This is a genomic window from Vibrio paucivorans (genome assembly GCF_054053395.1).
Genome location: NZ_CM133230.1, coordinates 1,092,147 through 1,109,163 on the forward strand (window position 1 = coordinate 1,092,147; position 17,017 = coordinate 1,109,163).

The 17,017-nt window shown below is 46.3% G+C and carries 12 protein-coding genes; 7 read left to right on the plus strand and 5 right to left on the minus strand.

The genetic code is table 11. The features are described 5' to 3' along the window. Positions 1 to 136: 136 nt before the first annotated feature. On the plus strand, positions 137 to 850 hold the full coding sequence (gene torR / locus ACXABW_RS05210) for a two-component system response regulator TorR (RefSeq protein WP_457524347.1): 714 nt from the start codon (positions 137 to 139) through the stop codon (positions 848 to 850). Between the two features lie 98 nt (positions 851 to 948). On the opposite strand, the gene elyC is transcribed toward torR, so the two are convergent. After that, a complete protein-coding gene (elyC, locus tag ACXABW_RS05215; protein ID WP_252030263.1) occupies positions 949 to 1,752 on the minus strand; it encodes an envelope biogenesis factor ElyC in 804 nt (267 codons plus the stop codon). Positions 1,753 to 1,866: 114 nt separating this feature from the next. Here elyC and cmoM point away from each other — a divergent pair, with 114 nt between their 5' ends. The 4 genes from cmoM to mukB are packed head-to-tail and all read left to right on the plus strand — an operon-like array spanning position 1,867 to position 9,161. Next, positions 1,867 to 2,664 carry a tRNA uridine 5-oxyacetic acid(34) methyltransferase CmoM gene (cmoM, locus tag ACXABW_RS05220; RefSeq protein WP_265688332.1) on the plus strand — a complete coding sequence of 266 codons (798 nt, stop codon included), beginning with the start codon at positions 1,867 to 1,869 and terminating at the stop codon, positions 2,662 to 2,664. After that, positions 2,661 to 3,998: a chromosome partition protein MukF gene (gene mukF / locus ACXABW_RS05225; RefSeq protein WP_265688331.1), complete on the plus strand. Its 1,338-nt coding sequence runs from the start codon at positions 2,661 to 2,663 to the stop codon at positions 3,996 to 3,998. The genes cmoM and mukF overlap by 4 nt, the downstream gene beginning before the upstream one ends. Next, positions 3,979 to 4,707, plus strand: a complete 729-nt coding sequence (gene mukE, locus ACXABW_RS05230; RefSeq protein ID WP_252030269.1) for a chromosome partition protein MukE — start codon at positions 3,979 to 3,981, stop codon at positions 4,705 to 4,707. The genes mukF and mukE overlap by 20 nt, the downstream gene beginning before the upstream one ends. Further along, positions 4,704 to 9,161 carry a chromosome partition protein MukB gene (gene mukB, locus ACXABW_RS05235; RefSeq protein WP_457524349.1) on the plus strand — a complete coding sequence of 1,486 codons (4,458 nt, stop codon included), beginning with the start codon at positions 4,704 to 4,706 and terminating at the stop codon, positions 9,159 to 9,161. The genes mukE and mukB overlap by 4 nt, the downstream gene beginning before the upstream one ends. 75 nt (positions 9,162 to 9,236) lie before the next feature. Here mukB and ACXABW_RS05240 read toward each other — a convergent pair whose 3' ends face one another. Further along, positions 9,237 to 10,259 (minus strand): AraC family transcriptional regulator, encoded by a 1,023-nt coding sequence (locus ACXABW_RS05240; RefSeq protein ID WP_457524351.1) that lies wholly within the window; start codon positions 10,257 to 10,259, stop codon positions 9,237 to 9,239. 164 nt (positions 10,260 to 10,423) lie between these two features. On the opposite strand from ACXABW_RS05240, the gene ACXABW_RS05245 reads away from it, so the two are divergent. Then, positions 10,424 to 11,890, plus strand: coding sequence for a coniferyl aldehyde dehydrogenase (locus tag ACXABW_RS05245; protein ID WP_457524353.1), 1,467 nt, complete (start codon positions 10,424 to 10,426; stop codon positions 11,888 to 11,890). 85 nt (positions 11,891 to 11,975) lie between these two features. Further along, a complete protein-coding gene (locus tag ACXABW_RS05250; protein ID WP_457524354.1) occupies positions 11,976 to 13,604 on the plus strand; it encodes a GMC family oxidoreductase in 1,629 nt (542 codons plus the stop codon). Between the two features lie 85 nt (positions 13,605 to 13,689). Here the strand turns inward: ACXABW_RS05250 and ACXABW_RS05255 are convergent, their stop codons facing one another. The 3 genes from ACXABW_RS05255 to ACXABW_RS05265 are packed head-to-tail and all read right to left on the minus strand — an operon-like array spanning position 13,690 to position 16,928. After that, positions 13,690 to 14,667, minus strand: a complete 978-nt coding sequence (locus ACXABW_RS05255) for an alpha-L-glutamate ligase-like protein (RefSeq protein WP_457524355.1) — start codon at positions 14,665 to 14,667, stop codon at positions 13,690 to 13,692. 3 nt (positions 14,668 to 14,670) lie between these two features. Next, the gene (locus tag ACXABW_RS05260; protein ID WP_457524356.1) at positions 14,671 to 16,176 is read right to left on the minus strand and encodes an inactive transglutaminase family protein; all 1,506 of its coding nucleotides are present in this window, start codon (positions 16,174 to 16,176) and stop codon (positions 14,671 to 14,673) included. Between the two features lie 11 nt (positions 16,177 to 16,187). Further along, entirely contained in the window at positions 16,188 to 16,928 is a 741-nt protein-coding gene (locus tag ACXABW_RS05265; RefSeq protein ID WP_457524357.1) for a putative ATP-dependent zinc protease, read from the minus strand. Between the last annotated feature and the right edge of the window lie 89 nt (positions 16,929 to 17,017).

Consider the following 17,017-nt stretch of genomic DNA (forward strand, 5'->3'; position numbering starts at 1 on the left):
AGCGAGTCTAAGGTTGTTTTGAATCAATAAAAAATCACCTTTCTTACTTTTGAAGTAGCATTTTCTAGAATTGTTACTGATTATGAATAGAATAGTGTTGTTAAAGTTAACCTGAAATCAAGATTAAGTGGTCTAGATGAGCTATCACGTATTAGTTGTAGAAGATGATGCTGTTACTCGCAGCAAGCTAGTGGGATACTTTCAAAATGAAGGTTACACCGTTAGTGAAGCCGAAGATGGCGTGCAAATGCGAGAAGCGTTGGAAGAAAACTCTGTCGACTTAGTGATGTTGGACATCAATTTGCCGGGTGGTGATGGATTGATGCTGACAAGAGAGTTACGTAGCCAGTCAGATATTGGAATCATTCTGGTGACAGGGCGCACGGATAGCATAGACAAAATTGTTGGGCTCGAAATGGGCGCCGACGATTACGTTACTAAACCTTTTGAACTGCGCGAACTGTTGGTTCGTGTGAAAAACCTGCTGTGGCGAATTTCAGCGGCTCGCAACGTTTCGCCTGTAGTGGAAACTAATGACAAAAACAGCAATGTCGTTCGCTTTGGTGAGTGGACGTTTGACACTCAGCGCCGCGCATTGAGCCGAAATGGTGAGCCGGTTAAGCTCACTAAAGCAGAATATGAGTTGCTGGTAGCGTTGTCGTCACACCCAAATCAGGTGCTAAGTAGAGAGCGTATTCTGAATATGATCAGTCACCGAGTCGATGCGCCAAACGACCGTACTATCGATGTACTTATTCGTCGAATGCGCGCCAAGATGGAGTTCGACCCTAAGAATCCACAAATATTTGTGACCGTACACGGTGAAGGTTATATGTTTGCTGGTGACTAACGACTGCCTGCTATGTCGTTTGAGCAATAAAGAAAAAGCCGAAGTGATGACTTCGGCTTTTTAATATCTATCAGATTAGTGTGCGTTATTATGGCTTACTACAAAGAAGTTTCTTCGGATTGCAGAGCACGCTCTTCGTAATCTGATGCCATATCTCTTAAGCTCTGCCAGATGAGACCAAGAGTCTCATGCCAGTAACGTTCAGTTTGCTCAAGGTAGACCGCTCTAGGGGTGTACTTTTCCCATGGCTGAGTAATGTTACTGTGAGCAAGGTAGTTTGTCGGCGCAGGAAGAGGCTTGATCCCAGCAGAATTAAACTCGTTCAAAGCGCGTTTCATGTGACTGGCCGATGTGACTAGGATTAGACGCTTTTGACCAACAAAAGCAGCGGCTTGTCTGGCTTCTTCCCAGGTGTCTTGCGCGGTTTCTAGCAAGATAATGTCAGACTTAGACACACCGAGTGCCAAGGCGACTTTTGCCATCATACGAGCATTGCTAAACTCACTGCCACCCGCATAACCGGAAAGGATGAGTTTAGAGCCTGGGTACATGCGCAGTATACGAATCCCCTCGCTCAATCGCATTAGCGCGGTACGGCTTAGCTCAGAAGTCGGTGGAATTTGATCGTCAACTACGTGCCCACTGCCAAGCACCATTACGTAGTCAACGGATTCATCAATGGGTAGAAAAGCGGAGTACTGCCTTTCCATTGGCATGAGTAAACGTGTTGATACAGGTTGAAAGGCAATCAGGAAAATGCCGATAAAGGAGAAGAGAACAACAAAACATCCTGTTTTTCGTTTTGCGGTAAACATGATGAGCATTAAGCCTAAAAAGCCAAGGATTAACATGGCTGGTAACGGCATAAGCATCGATGAAATAATCTTTTTCAGCTCAAACATACAGAAATAGTCCGAAAAAACACCACTTGATAATAAAAATAAGAGAAACCCTCTTTATTCCTACCATTCCTATGACAGAATAGCAGCACGATTAGCTATGATAACTCAACCACCGTGACTGAAGACCGTAATTTCGACGATATTGCCCACAAATTTGCAAAAAATATTTACGGGTCAGACAAAGGAGAGATCCGCCAAGTCATTGTTTGGGAAGATCTTCAGCAAATTCTTGAACGCTTGAACGCTGATGAAAAACCTCTCTCCGTGCTTGATGCTGGTGGTGGTTTGGCACAAATGTCTCAAAAACTTGCTGAGCTCGGACACCAGATTTCATTATGTGATCTATCTTCGGAAATGCTGCAACTAGCCGAGCAGGATATTGCAAAAAACGGCCTACTTGAGCAGTATCGCCTGATCCATTCGCCTGTCCAAAAGATAGGAGAGCACTTAGATCGTGCTGTCGATTTAGTGATGTTTCACGCGGTAATGGAATGGTTAGCTGACCCAAAGCCTGCTTTAGAGACGGTACTAGAACAAGTGAAACCAGGCGGTGTCGCTTCGGTCATGTTCTATAACCATCATGGTCTGGTCTACAAGAATGTCATATGTGGCAATATCCCTCATGTATTAGAGGGCATGCCACATAGAAAAAGATTTAAACTTCAGCCGCAAAAAGGCTTAAAACCTGAAGAAGTCTATCAATGGATTGAAGATGCCGGGTTTGAAATTTGCGGCAAGTCGGGAATTCGCTCATTCAGTGACTACATCGGGAATATGCAGTACATGGGTGACTACCAATTAGAAGACGTGTTGGCACTCGAAAAACAACTGTGTAGACAAGAGCCATACCTCTCATTAGGCCGATACATACACGTATGGGCGAAAAAGAAAGAACAACAGGATGAGCAATGAGTGAGATGACTCTCAATGCTGCCGAGCAACCAATTGATGAACTAGTTGGTTGGGTCAAGCAGCATGATTTTTCATTGAACCTCACAACAGAACGACTTGCATTTTTGATTTCGATTGCGGTTCTGAGTAACGAAAGGTTTGATGAAGAGCTTGGTGAAGGTGAGCTGCATGATGCGTTTACCATCGTCACTCGTTTATTTGAAGACACGGGTGATGCTTCGGCATTTCGTGCAAACAACGCCATCAATGAAATGGTTAAGCAGCGCCTAATCAGCCGCTTCACGAGTGAAGTGACTGATGGTGCAAGCATTTATCGTTTATCCCCGCTGGCAATCGGTATTACCGATTATTATGTACGCCACCGTGAATTTTCTAAGTTAAAGCTGTCGATACAGTTGTCTATGGTCGCCGATGAAATGTCGAAAGCGATTGAAGCTGCACAAAAAGGCGGGACAGCTGGACACTGGAAAAAGAATGTATATGGCGTTCTTAAATATTCGGTAGGTGAGATCTTTGATCAAATCGATTTGAACCAGCGAGTGATGGACGAGCAACAGCAATCGGTGAAAGATCAGATTGCTGAACTACTGAACAAAGATTGGCGCGACGCTATCAATAACTGTGAGGCCTTGCTGTCTGAGACGTCATCGACGCTCAAAGAGCTGCAAGATACCTTACAGGCTGCGGGCGATGAGCTTCAAACTCAGATTTTAGACATTCAAGAAATTGTCTATGGTGATACGGAATTGGATTTCATTGGCGAAACGTTGTTTGCGCTACAAATGAAGCTCGACCGTATTACAAGCTGGGGTCAACAAGCTATCGACTTATGGATTGGCTATGACCGCCACGTACACAAGTTTATCCGTACTGCGATTGATATGGATAAAAACCGTGCGTTTAGCCAACGATTAAGACAATCCGTTACCGACTACTTTGATACACCTTGGTATCTGACTTACGCAGATGCCGAGCGACTGACCGACCTCCGAGATGAAGCTCTCGTTCTTAGGGACGATGAAGTAACCGGACAAGTCCCACTTGAAGTGGAATACGAAGAATTTCAACAAGTCAATGATGAGCTCTCTGAGCGAATTGGTGGCATGCTGCAGCAACATAAGCAGCAGGGCGCACCAATCGATCTAGGTAGCGTTTTGCGTGATTACCTCGCGTCGCACCCTCGAACTCATCACTTTGATTTAGCGCGAATTGTTGTCGACCAAGCTGTGCGTTTAGGTTACTCCGAATCTGACTACCAGGCGATTCAACCAGACTGGCAAGCAATCAACGATTTTGGCGCAAAGGTACAAGCAAATGTCATCGACCGATACTAATGAATACATGCCAGATAATCTGGTAAAAGCGATCTCTAACCCTCTTTTCCCAGCGTTAGATAGTGCTCTACGTGCAGGACGTCATATCTCAAGTGAAGACTTAGATAATCACGCTTTGCTGTCTGATTTTGAAACCGACTTGGCTCTGTTTTATCAGCGTTACAACTCCGAATTGGTGAAAGCACCAGAAGGGTTCTTTTACCTGCGACCTCGCTCAACGTCATTGATAAGCCGCAGTGTGCTGTCTGAACTCGACATGTTGGTTGGCAAGGTATTGTGTTTCTTATACCTAAGCCCCGAGCGTTTGGCTCACGAAGGTATCTTCACTAACCAAGAGCTATACGACGAACTGCTTCAGCTGGCTGATGAGAAAAAGCTCATGAAGCTGGTGACAAACCGTGCGACTGGTTCTGATCTCGACAAAGAAAAACTGTTCGAAAAAGTGCGAACTTCACTTCGTCGTCTACGCCGTCTGGGCATGATCATCCATATTGGTGAAACGGGCAAATTCCGAATCAGTGAAGCGGTATTCCGCTTCGGTGCTGACGTACGCGTGGGTGATGATATGCGCGAAGCGCAGCTAAGGCTGATTCGCGACGGTGAAGCGGTAGTTCATACCCAAGAGCCGAGCCAAGGTAGCCTTCTACAAGATAATCAAGACGAAGAAGCGCTGAACGAGCAAACAGATTTAGAAGAAGGTGAAGCATGATTGAACGTGGTAAATATCAATCGCTAACCATGATCAACTGGAACGGCTTTTTTGCACGTACCTTTGATATCGATGGACTGGTGACCACACTGTCAGGTGGTAATGGTGCAGGTAAGTCAACCACAATGGCGGCTTTCATTACGGCACTGATACCTGACCAAAGCTTGCTTCATTTCCGCAATACGACGGAAGCTGGGAGCTCTCAGGCATCTCGAGATAAAGGCCTATACGGTAAATTGCAGCCTGGCGCGTGTTATGCGGCTCTGGATGTAGTGAACTCACGTAACCAACGCCTATTGTTTGCCGTAAAGCTACAGCAAGTGGCGGGCCGTGATAAAAAGGTCGATATTAAGCCGTTTGTTATCCAAGGTTTACCAAGTCATGTAAAACCGACAGACGTACTTATAGAAAGTGTCTCTGACAACCATGCACGTGTTCGCCAGATCAACGAAGTCAAAGAATCTGTTAGTCAGTACGAAGGCGCTCACTTCAAAGCATTTAGCTCTATTGTGGATTACCACGCGCAAATGTTCGAATACGGTGTAGTACCTAAGAAACTTCGTAACAGTAGCGATCGCTCTAAGTTCTATCGATTAATCGAGGCGTCGCTATACGGTGGTATTTCGAGTGCGATTACTCGTTCATTGCGTGATTACTTACTGCCGCAAAACGGTGGGGTTAAAAAAGCGTTCCAAGATATGGAATCAGCGCTGCGCGAAAACCGTATGACGCTTGAAGCGATTAAGACGACTCAAGCTGACCGCGACCTGTTTAAACACTTGATTACTGAATCAACTAACTACGTAGCAGCGGACTACATGCGCCATGCAAATGAGCGCCGTAAGAAGCTAGAAAATACGCTATCACTGCGTTCGGAGTTATTCGGTTCACGTGAAACTTTACTAGAGCAAAATAACTTGCTCAATCGCGTGCAAGAAGAGCTTGAAGTGCTGGTGGACCAAGAGTCTGCACTTGAGCAAGATTATCAGGCCGCGTCAGACCATTTGCAGTTAGTGCAAAATGCACTGCGTCAACAAGAAAAGATCGAGCGCTACCAAGAAGACTTGGAAGAGCTAAACGAGCGTCTTGAAGAACAGTTGATGGTGGTTGAAGAAGCGCAAGAGCGCGTGATGATAGCTGAAGAACAAGCACTGGTTTCTGAAGAAGAAGTCGATAGCTTGAAAACTCAGCTGGCCGATTACCAGCAAGCGTTGGACGTTCAGCAAACGCGAGCACTTCAATATCAGCAAGCGGTTCAGGCGCTAGAGAAAGCTAAGCAGTTGCTTGATGACCCTTCTCTTACCGCAGAAAGTGCCATTGACCTTGTGAACAGCTTAAAGGCTGAGCAAGAGGCAAACACCACTGAGTTACTTGCTATCAAGCACAAGCTGGATATGTCGTCTGCAGCAGCCGAGCAATTTGAGAAAGCATTCTCTCTGATCAAATCGATTGCTGGTGACGTTGAACGTTCGCAAGCTGCTACGGAAGCGAAACAAGCGATTGTAAAAGCGCGTGATGCTCAGCAAATTGCGCAAAATGAGCAGCAGTGGCGAGCGCAACATCGCGATTTAGAGCGCAGCTTGAATCAGCAGCGACAAGCGAAGCAGCTGGTCGATGAGTACCAGAAGCAACACAATGTTGTACTGAGTGACGAGATTACGTTAGAGCAAGAACGTGAGCGCCATAGTACGCAAATCGAAACGCTAGAGCACAGCCAAGAAGATCTACGCGAGCAGCGCAGTGAGCAGCGCCGATTGGAGCAAGACTGCAACGCTGAGATCAAGAAGTTTGAAGCGATTGCTCCTGCGTGGATTACCGCAAATGATGCGCTAGACACGCTGAAAGAACAGAGCGGTGCAGACTTGTATGACAGCCAAGCAGTGATGTCTCAAATGCAAGCTGTACTAGAAGACGAAAAATCGCAGTCGATTGCCAAAGACAAATTGTCTGAGCGCCGTAATGCGTTGGAATCGGAAATCGAGCGCCTTGCTTCACCTGGTGGCTCAAACGACCCGCGTCTTAAAGGCCTGGCTGATACGCTTGGTGGCGTGCTGCTATCTGAAATTTATGACGACATCACTATTGATGATGCGCCGTATTTCAGTGCGATGTATGGCCCGTCTCGACATGCGATTGTGGTATCCGACCTTTCTGGTATTAAAGAGAAACTGGTTGAGCTAGACGATTGCCCTGAAGATTTATACATCATCGAAGGCGATATCGATGCATTCGATGACAGTACATTCAATGCCGACGAGCTTGAAGGTGCAGTATGTGTTCAGCTTAACGATCGCCAAATGCGTTACTCTCGTTTCCCTGAGATTCCGCTATTTGGTCGTGCGGCGCGTGAACAACGTTTGGAGCTTCTGCGCAACGAGCGTGAAGAAGTGGTAGAGCAGCACGCTAAAGCGGCGTTTGATTCTCAGAAACTGCAGCGTTTGTACCAAAGTTTCAATAACTTTGTCGCGAAACACATCTCAGTAGCATTCGAAGCTGACCCTGAGCAAGCATTGCAGGTGGCTCGTGACAAGCGCAATAGTGTGGCTCGCATTTTGGCGGATCTCGATAACAAAGAGCAGCAACAACGTAGCCAGCTTAATGTGAGCAAGCAGGCTATTGCCGCACTGGACAAGATCGCCCCTAGCATGTTGTTGATTGAAGACGATTCGTTACTTGAGCGTCACGAAGAGGTTGAGCAGAAAATAGCTCAGCTGTCTGAAGCGAAGAGGTTCTTAAATGCTCATGCTAAAGCGGTTGCTGAACTAGAAAGCATAGTGACAGCGCTAGAAGCTGACCCAGAACAGTTCGACGCACTGGAGCAAGAATATCAGCAAGCCGACAGCAAACTGCAGTCACTAAAAACTCAGATTTTTGCGCTGTCGGATTTGGTTGAGCGTCGCCATTATTTCGCTTACTCAGATTCAGTGGACTTGCTGAACAAGAGTAGTGAACTGAGCGATCAGCTAAAAGCGAAGTTGGTTGGAGCTGAGAGAGCGCGAACTCGTGGCCGTGAAGAGCTTAAGCAAGCTCAAGGTCAAATGAACCAATACAATCAAGTCTTGGCATCATTGAAGAGCTCGCATCAAGCGAAGCTAGAAACCGTTCAAGAGTTTAAGCAAGAACTGCAAGAGTTTGGCGTAACCGCTGATGAAGGTGCAGCTGAACGTGCTCAAGCTCGCCGCGATGAACTGCAAGAACGCTTACACTCTTCACGCAATCGCAAGAGCGAATATGAGCGCACCATTACATCGACTGAGCTGGAAATGAAGGGGCTTGCGAAGCGTCTGAAGAAAGTTCAGAAGGAGTACATTGAGTTACGTACCTTTGTGGTTGCTGCAAAAGCTGGCTGGTGTTCGGTACTGCGCTTGGCTCGTGAAAATGATGTAGAGCGCCGCCTTCATAAGCGTGAGTTAGCCTACATGACAGCGGACGAGCTACGCTCAATGTCAGATAAATCACTCGGTGCACTTCGTTTGGCGGTTGCTAACAATGATGACCTGCGTGATGCGCTACGTTTATCTGAGGACAATGCTCGCCCTGAACGTAAAGTTCTGTTCTACATTGCGGTGTATCAGCATCTTCGTGAACGTATTCGCCAAGATATTATTCGCACCGACGATCCGGTTGAAGCCATCGAGGAGATGGAAGTAGAACTGGCGCGTCTAACAGAAGAACTGACTCAGCGTGAAAATCGCCTTGCGATTAGTTCGGATTCTGTAGCAAGCATCATTAAGAAAACGATTCAGCGCGAGCAAAACCGAATTCGCATGCTAAACCAAGGCCTGTCTAACATTGGTTTTGGTCAGGTAAAAGGGGTTCGCTTGAATGTAAATATCCGTGAAAGCCATGAAGTATTGCTTAATGGGTTAGCAGAGCAACAAGCACAGCATAAAGACTTGTTTGAAAGTTCACGTTTTACTTTCTCAGAAGCAATGGCCAAGCTGTTCCAACGTGTGAATCCGCATATTGATATGGGGCAACGTTCTCCTCAAGTACTGGGCGAAGAGCTGCTTGACTACCGTAATTACCTAGAGCTAAGCGTTGAAGTTAACCGTGGCTCGGATGGGTGGCTACAAGCGGAGTCGGGTGCATTATCAACGGGTGAAGCAATTGGTACGGGTCAGTCGATTCTACTTATGGTTGTTCAAAGCTGGGAAGAAGAATCGCGCCGATTACGCAGTAAAGATATTGTTCCGTGTCGACTACTGTTCCTCGATGAAGCAGCCCGTCTTGATGCGAAGTCTATTTCTACTCTGTTTGAGCTGTGTGATCGTCTGGACATGCAATTACTTATCGCTGCACCTGAAAACATTAGCCCAGAAAAAGGCACAACCTATAAGCTGGTTCGTAAGGTGTTCAAAGACCACGAACATGTACATGTTGTGGGTTTAAGAGGCTTTGCTCAACAAGAGAAACAGCAGTCAGAAGTTCAGGAATTGATTGAAGAAATCTAGCTTCTTGTTTATCTAGTCGCTCGCTAGTCTAAATAATACGCCTGCTTTTGCGGGCGTTTTTGTACCTGAGTAAAGCTAACTATCTTGCTGAGCCTGTTGGCGAAACTCTCTACACCATTTGCGAAAGGCATGACGAAAGTTAGCGCTGTCTGAGAACCCAATTCTATCTGATACTTCTTCAATGCTCATTTGGGTGGAAGTTAAATAATGGCGCGCGAGTTGAAAGCGAACGTGATCAAGAATGGCTTGGTAGCTGTTTTGTTCGGACCCTAACTTGCGGCGCAAAGTCCTTGATGACATTCCCAGTTGCGATGAAACAGTATCAATTGAAGGATAGTGTCCGGGTTGCTCAAGGAAAATTTGGGTGACCTTGTCGGTCAGTGATGTATTGCCTGCAACTTTTGCCAGCATTTCATCGCATGACTTCAAACAAGATTGCAGGGTAATCGCGTTGGCACTAGGTAAAGGGTTATCTAGATTAGTGGCGTCAAACTGCCATTCTAGTCGGTCACTATCAAATACAATTGGACAGTGGAATATCTGCTCATAGAGGTCACCGTATTCTGGCTTAGGGAACGGGAAGTGGATGACTTTCGAAGGGAAAGGCTGCTGCATGACTTCTTCGATTAAGCTCTGAATGGCTGAGAACCAATATTCTGAGCAAAAGGGCAGTAGGCTATCTAGATCTACGAGTTGATTCGCACGAAAGTAACCAACATCCTTTTCAACCCACATTTCTTTTCGTAACACGGGGCCGGCTAAGCGAAGGTATTTGAACCCCATGATAAGCGCATCCATCAGCGTGTTGCTGCTAAATACGGCGTAGCCCAGTACACCAAAATCACTGAACCGAGCTTGTTGGCCTATTCTTAATCCGATACCGGGTTCGTTGGATTGTGACAGGGCATTTCCGAAGATGACCAGCTTTTGAGCGAGTGTGATGTGAGAGTCTGGCGTGTACAACTGGCTTGGTTGAACATGAGTGCCTTCCAGCAACTGCTCCATCGGGATGCGAGTCCCTAAATAGCGATAAAGAAGGTGAATGTCCAACATCCCACATGCTTGCATATCAGGTTCGTATTCCGCTGAGTAAACCATATTTCCTCCCTAGATCGCGTTCATCCTATCGTCACCACCATGTGATTACTGTTATTGGTTTCGCAATTCTGTCCGAATATCACCGGTAATTGTCTTTTTGCAACCTGTGTTGAATGTTAATCAAATGTTGTAATGGGCGAAAGCGTTTAAGAGAGAAGTTGTATATGAATGCACTAGTCCAACCGTCGTTAACGAACACAAGTGATGCAATTGAAACCAACCAAGTAGCACTGGAAGTGTGGTTTGAGGGCTTAAAAAAGGCCTACCAAAACAATCCGTCCCTAACGCTTGGTGAAAGAAAGCAGCAACTGCTGATGCTTAAAAACCAATTGCGTCGATACCAAATGGTATTAGCTGAAGCCATGAACCAAGACTTTGGAGGTCGGAGCCATACTGAATCGATGATGGCGGACGTTCTTGCGCCAATTCTGGATATCAATCATGTGCTATCGCACCTAAAGAGCTGGATGAAATCTAAAAGAAGGCCAACAGAGTGGTTGTTTAAAGGCAATAAGTTAGAAGTTCGCTATCAGCCTAAAGGGGTTGTGGGGATCATATGTCCGTGGAATTTTCCATTGTATCTATCGGTTGGGCCATTAATCACCGCTTTAGCGGCGGGAAACCGATGCATGATTAAGATGCCACCGAATTGCCCAGCAACAACGAAGGCACTGCGAAAGATGTTAGAAGAGATCTTCCCTTCCGATCTAGTGTGTATCATTGATGGAACGCACCCACAAGCAATGCAGATTTCTGATTTACCCTTCGACCACTTAGTGTTCACTGGCTCACCTGCAAGTGGCAAAGTAATTATGGCCAACGCAGCAAGGAACTTAACGCCTGTAACGCTTGAGCTTGGCGGTAAATCTCCAGTGGTAGTGTTAGATGATTATGACGTTGAAGAAGCAGCTAAGCGTATTGCACATGGTAAGGGGTTTAATTCTGGTCAGATCTGTATTGCACCTGATTATGCTTTTGTTCCTGAAAACAAATTGTCGCGATTTGTTGAGGCTCTATCTGGAGCGCACAAGGCAATGTATGGTGAAATAAAGGACAATCCTGATTATACGGCGTTAGTCGATGAAACCCAGCACAATCGCTTCCATGACCTTGTAGAAGATGCAAAGCAAAAAGGGGCGACCATTACCCAATGTTTGGATTATGGCGAAGGGAAGAAAACACCGCTGTTTATTGCAACGAATCTTTCGCCTGATATGCGTATCTGCCAAGAAGAGATCTTTGGCCCTTTACTGCCTGTTTACAGCTACCAAACCATTGACGAAGTTATCGAGTTCATTACTTCACGCCCTAGGCCGTTAGCATGTTACTTGTTTAGCCATGATGAGTCGGCACGAGAACAGATCCTGGCTCAGACACATAGTGGTGGTGTCACCATCAATGATTGGGGCTGGCATGTACTCAATCACTCTGTTCCATTCGGTGGAGTGGGGAACTCGGGAATGGGCAACTACCACGGCGAAGAAGGTTTTAGAGAATTGAGTCATGCTCGAACCGTCCTGCAGATGCGTCGGTGGTTCCCAATCCAACTGTTTGCGCCACCTTATGGCAACTTAGTTCAAAAGTTAGTACTTCGTGTGTTTGTCGGTAAGCCAGACAACAACCTCAAATAACCTTTCAATACACTCTCACCATTTCACTGATATTGTCACCTGCTCGGCTAGGAGGGTAGGTGACACCTGAAGAAGGAGGATCAGGATGTCTCAATATGATTTCATTATAGTTGGCGGAGGCTCTGCAGGTTGTGTACTTGCTGCTCGATTGACTGAAGACCCGTCGGTAAGTGTGTGCTTACTTGAAGCTGGTGGAAAGGATACGAGTCCTTGTATACACACCCCTGTTGGTGTGGTCGCTATGATGCCGACCAAACACAATAATTGGGCATTCGATACATTACCTCAAGCCGGGCTTAATGGAAGGAAAGGCTATCAGCCTAGAGGAAAAACGTTGGGTGGGTCTAGCTCGATAAACGCTATGATGTATGCGCGGGGTCACCGCTATGATTATGACTTGTGGGAGAGCTTAGGTAATCCAGGTTGGAGCTATAAAGATTGTCTGCCGTACTTCAAAAAAGCGGAAAACAATGAAACACACAGCGATGGTTACCACGGCAGTGGTGGGCCTTTAAACGTTGCCGAACTGCGCTCGCCAAGCCCATTGGTAGAAAACTTCTTATCTGCCTGTGAGTCGATTGGAGTCCCTCGGAACGCAGACATCAATGGTGTAGAGCAATTTGGGGCTATGCCAACTCAAGTGACGCAGATTAATGGCCAGCGTTGTAGCGCCGCGAAAGCTTACCTCACTCCCAACCTCCATCGTCCAAACCTTACGGTTATCACTAATGCCACGGCACATCGGGTATTGTTTGAAGAAAAAAAGGCGGTGGGTGTTGAATATGGGGTGAAAGGGACGGTTTATCATGTTCAGGCTACTAGAGAAGTTATCTTGTCGGCGGGTGCTTTTGGTTCCCCCCAAATCCTATTACTTTCCGGAGTTGGCTCCGAGGACAAGCTCGCGCCACATGGTATTGATGTGATACATGAATTGGCCGGAGTCGGTGAGAATCTACAAGACCATATCGACTTGGTGCATACCTACCGCTGCAATGCGAAAGCAGATACTTTTGGTGTTTCGCTGAATATGGCCTGGGAGATCGGCAAAGCGATTCCAAAGTGGGTCAATAAGCGTGAAGGTAAAATCACCAGCAACTTTGCGGAAGGGATTGGCTTTGCGCGCTCTGATGATTCGGTAGAGGTACCTGATCTAGAGTTTGTGTTCGTTGTGGCTGTGGTTGATGATCACGCAAGAAAAATCCATATGAGTCATGGGTTTAGCTCACATGTTACGCTTCTTAGACCAAAAAGTGTCGGTAGCGTCGCTCTACACTCTGCTAACCCTTATGAGTCACCGGCGATTGATCCCAACTTTTTTGCTCACGCAGATGATATGGAAGTCATGATCAAGGGCTGGAAAAAGCAGCATGAAATGTTAGAAAGCCAGTCGTTTGATTTAGTAAGAGGGGAAAGTTTTTATCCTGTCGATGCGAATGACGATCACGCGATAGAGCAAGATATTAGAAATCGCGCCGATACTCAGTACCACCCAGTTGGTACATGTAAAATGGGGCCTCGTGACGATGTTTTTTCGGTTGTAGACAGCCAGTTATGTGTACATGGTTTAGAATCGCTAAGAGTGGTTGATGCGTCTGTGATGCCAACACTAGTGGGGGGGAACACTAACGCACCAACCATTATGATTGCTGAAAAAGTGGCTGATGATATAAAACGAAAATATCAAGTATCGGAGGCTTGCACTGAACAGGCGTGATGCCTAATTTCAGCAAGGTTGAAATGCTAGACAATAAAAAGCCCGCTTTCGCGGGCTTTTTGGTACTAGCATGTGATTTATCGATTTAGCCACTAATTGTTTTGGCAAATACACCGAATTGCTCTGCAGCGTAAGCAACACGCTCAGCTGGTTTTGGGTATTCAGCCGGAGTACCTAGATTCTCGATATGATGCAAACGTGGCAGCAATCCAGCGCCATTCGCGATCTGGATAGCAAGGCCAGGTCGAGCATTCAACTCGAGAACCATTGGGCCTTCTTCTTTATCCAGTACCATGTCGGTACCCATATAACCAAGGCCAGTCATTTCCCATGCGCTAGAAGCAAGAGTTAACAGTCGCTCCCAATGTGGTACCTGAAGCTGACTTAAGTCTTTATCTGTATCAGGGTGGTGAGTGACAGGTTGGTCGAACTGAACTGCGCGGACCGCTTTACCAGTGGCGATATCGATACCAATGCCGACCGCACCTTGGTGCAAGTTTGCCTTGCCATCAGACGCAGCGGTAGAACAACGCATCATTGCCATTACTGGGTAGCCCTTAAAGACGATGATACGAACGTCGGGCACGCCTTCAAAGCTGTAACCTTCAAAACAATCATCGAACTTGATTAGGTTTTCGACCATGGCGACATCGTTCTTACCACCAAGAGAGAAAAGGCCAGCAAGCGCATTACTTATATGACGCTCGACATCTTCTTTACCAATGGTAGAACCTGAAGGTTTGGTATATACGCCGTCTTTGTGAGAGACGATAACCAAAATACCTTTACCGCCACTACCTTGGGCTGGCTTGATTACAAAGCCAGGCCAGTTCTTTACCATATCGTGAATACGTTTCACTTCCGCTTGGTGGCTAATAACACCGATGAGTTTCGGTACGGTACAGCCTGCCTGCTCAGAAATGATCTTGGTTTTCAGCTTGTCATCCACTAATGGGTATTTTGAGCGGTCATTGTATCGACCAATGTAACTATGGTTACGTTGGTTCATGCCCATAATACCTTTATGGTGCAGCTTCGAAGGGGAGGTGAATTGTGAAAACATCACTTAGTCCTCCGCTAATGGTTTGAAGCGACGTAGCTCAGTCAAACGGTAACCCGTGTATGTACCTAGTAGTAGGATTGTAGCTAGTACGATCAGCTGCAGACCAATAAAGTTAAATGTCAGGTGCTGAATGTACGGGTTGGTCATACCTAGGTAGACCAAGATAGCCGTGAACAGTGAGCCACCACCTTGTAGCGCAACTTCTTTCGCACCTTCTTCTTCCCATAGAATCGACATACGTTCGATAGTCCATGACAAGATGATCATTGGGAAGAAGGTAATGGATAGACCTTCTGTTAATCCAATCTTAAACGCCACTACCGTGAACACGGAAATGATCATGATTACAGTGATAATCACCGCGGATATCCGGGCAACCAAGAGCAAGTTCAGCCTCGAGAGGTAACTACGAATGATCAGACCCGTACCGACAATCAGTAGGAAGCCGACAATACCTGTGACCAGTTGAGTCTGTACGAAGGCGACTGCAATCAGAACAGGCATGAATGTACCGGACGTTTTCAGACCAACGATAACGCGCAGGAACACTACAATCAGAGCACCGATTGGGATTAACATGATGGTCTTGAACATCGCTTGCTCTTCAAGAGGCAAGCTATGGATCGAGAAGTTCAGTAGGTTATCCGCCACGACTTTTTCACTGGTCGCTTGTTTAGCGGAGACTTCCTGAGCAATCATCGAGAAATGCACTTGGCTGTTTTGACCGCCTACAACGTCAAGCAGAGAGACGTTCGACTCGTCCCAAATTAGTAGGTTTGGTTGAGTTTCTTGTGTCCCAGACAGAGGGTTAAACAGTACCCATTCTTCACCGCTCCAAACTTGGTTCATTTGCTGAATAGACTGACGGCGGCGGCCATCTTCTAGTTCGATAACACCAACAATTTTGCTCGGAACTTCTGCGTAAGCCAGAAGCTTATCAACGGCTTTCACTTTCGACATCGTGTTCAACACTAGCGAAGCGTTTTGGCTTTCTGCGTCATTAAGCGTTTTGATCAGTTCACGAGTGAAAGTAACATCGTCAGCAGAACGCTGATTCGCGCGCTGGATGATGGCTTTGGCTGCAGCTTCAACAGGGCCGTCAAACGTTGGTTTGTTGATTTCACCTTCTGGTGCAATAGGTTCAACGCTCGCTTGTGGGTCTACCAGGAACTGCGTTTTATAGTAGATGGTCTGTGGGCCAGAAGCTTCACGAACAGACCACTCTGCACGGCGACCGGTTTCGGTTTGCAAGTAAGAAACACCGTAGCCAGGAGAAGATGCAGACTGACCAACTAGAGTGAAGCCTGATTGAGTATGAGGGACGGCTAGAGAAGCTTTCACTGGCTTGTTCTGCGCAGTAAATTCTACGCGGGCTTCAATATCCCAGACTTGGCTGGTTTCCCCTGGAGTCCAAGGAACACCGTAAGTTTGATGTCTGATTACGCTCAGAGCGATACCAGCCACTATCAATAGCAAGATCGATAGATAAAATGGAACTCGTGACGTCATAAGTTTCCTTATTATTTTTGCTTAATGTCCGTATGAATGTATTGGCGACTTACGTCAACCAGGGCGATATCTCTAATGAACTCGCGCCCTAAGAGTACAGGATGACTCATTTGAGAGCGGTCTGCCAAAGTAAATTGCGCTTTTTCATGAATTTTTCCGACCTTAACCCACAATTCAATCACTGCGCGGCGCTCTGATTCGGTTGTCGTGGACTGGCGGATTTTGGCAAAACGAATGATCGGTGCTTCAATCCAGTTGTCATCGGTCATTGGCGTTTTGCCATCAGAGAGATGGAAACGCACCCAGTTATTACCGTTACGCTCAAATTCTTGAATATCAACGGCATTGAGAGAAGAGGTGGCTGCGCCCGTATCGACACGTGCATCAAAAGTCTGTTTGATTGAGTCGATGGTCACACGCTCAATTTCACCTAACACGATAGTTTGAGACGATTTAGGCGCTGTAACCGGTGCTGCCGCTACTTGTGGCTCAGCTTGTGGTTTGTCAGAAGTATGAGATACAGATTGAAGCTTTTCGACTTGGGAATTTAACGCAAGAATCTCGCTTTCTAGGCTTTCGATATAATCAGACTGGTTACTAAGATTTAGCTCGATATTAGTGATTTTATTGGTAAGCTGAGATTCAGAGTGTTGAATCGCAGCGAGAGTTTCTTGATGGTATTGCTCACCATTATTTGCAACGCATCCAGATAGAAGACCTAGAGCGACGAAAGGGACCAATTTAGTAAACATTGAAAACCTTAAAAAATGCTAGTTAAGTGTTTGTACGCGGGAGTTTAGCGTATAAAAAAGGATGCGTGAAGCACCCTATGTTTAAGTGT

Excerpts from the sequence above, each read along its gene's own strand:
- mukF (WP_265688331.1), top strand. The coding sequence starts at position 2,661 with ATGAGTGAGATGACTCTCAATGCTGCCGAGCAACCAATTGATGAACTA.
- ACXABW_RS05250 (WP_457524354.1), top strand. The coding sequence starts at position 11,976 with ATGTCTCAATATGATTTCATTATAGTTGGCGGAGGCTCTGCAGGTTGT.
- mukB (WP_457524349.1), top strand. The coding sequence starts at position 4,704 with ATGATTGAACGTGGTAAATATCAATCGCTAACCATGATCAACTGGAAC.
- ACXABW_RS05265 (WP_457524357.1), bottom strand. The coding sequence starts at position 16,928 with ATGTTTACTAAATTGGTCCCTTTCGTCGCTCTAGGTCTTCTATCTGGA.
- ACXABW_RS05240 (WP_457524351.1), bottom strand. The coding sequence starts at position 10,259 with ATGGTTTACTCAGCGGAATACGAACCTGATATGCAAGCATGTGGGATG.
- torR (WP_457524347.1), top strand. The coding sequence starts at position 137 with ATGAGCTATCACGTATTAGTTGTAGAAGATGATGCTGTTACTCGCAGC.
- ACXABW_RS05245 (WP_457524353.1), top strand. The coding sequence starts at position 10,424 with ATGAATGCACTAGTCCAACCGTCGTTAACGAACACAAGTGATGCAATT.
- ACXABW_RS05255 (WP_457524355.1), bottom strand. The coding sequence starts at position 14,667 with ATGTTTTCACAATTCACCTCCCCTTCGAAGCTGCACCATAAAGGTATT.
- mukE (WP_252030269.1), top strand. The coding sequence starts at position 3,979 with ATGTCATCGACCGATACTAATGAATACATGCCAGATAATCTGGTAAAA.
- ACXABW_RS05260 (WP_457524356.1), bottom strand. The coding sequence starts at position 16,176 with ATGACGTCACGAGTTCCATTTTATCTATCGATCTTGCTATTGATAGTG.
- elyC (WP_252030263.1), bottom strand. The coding sequence starts at position 1,752 with ATGTTTGAGCTGAAAAAGATTATTTCATCGATGCTTATGCCGTTACCA.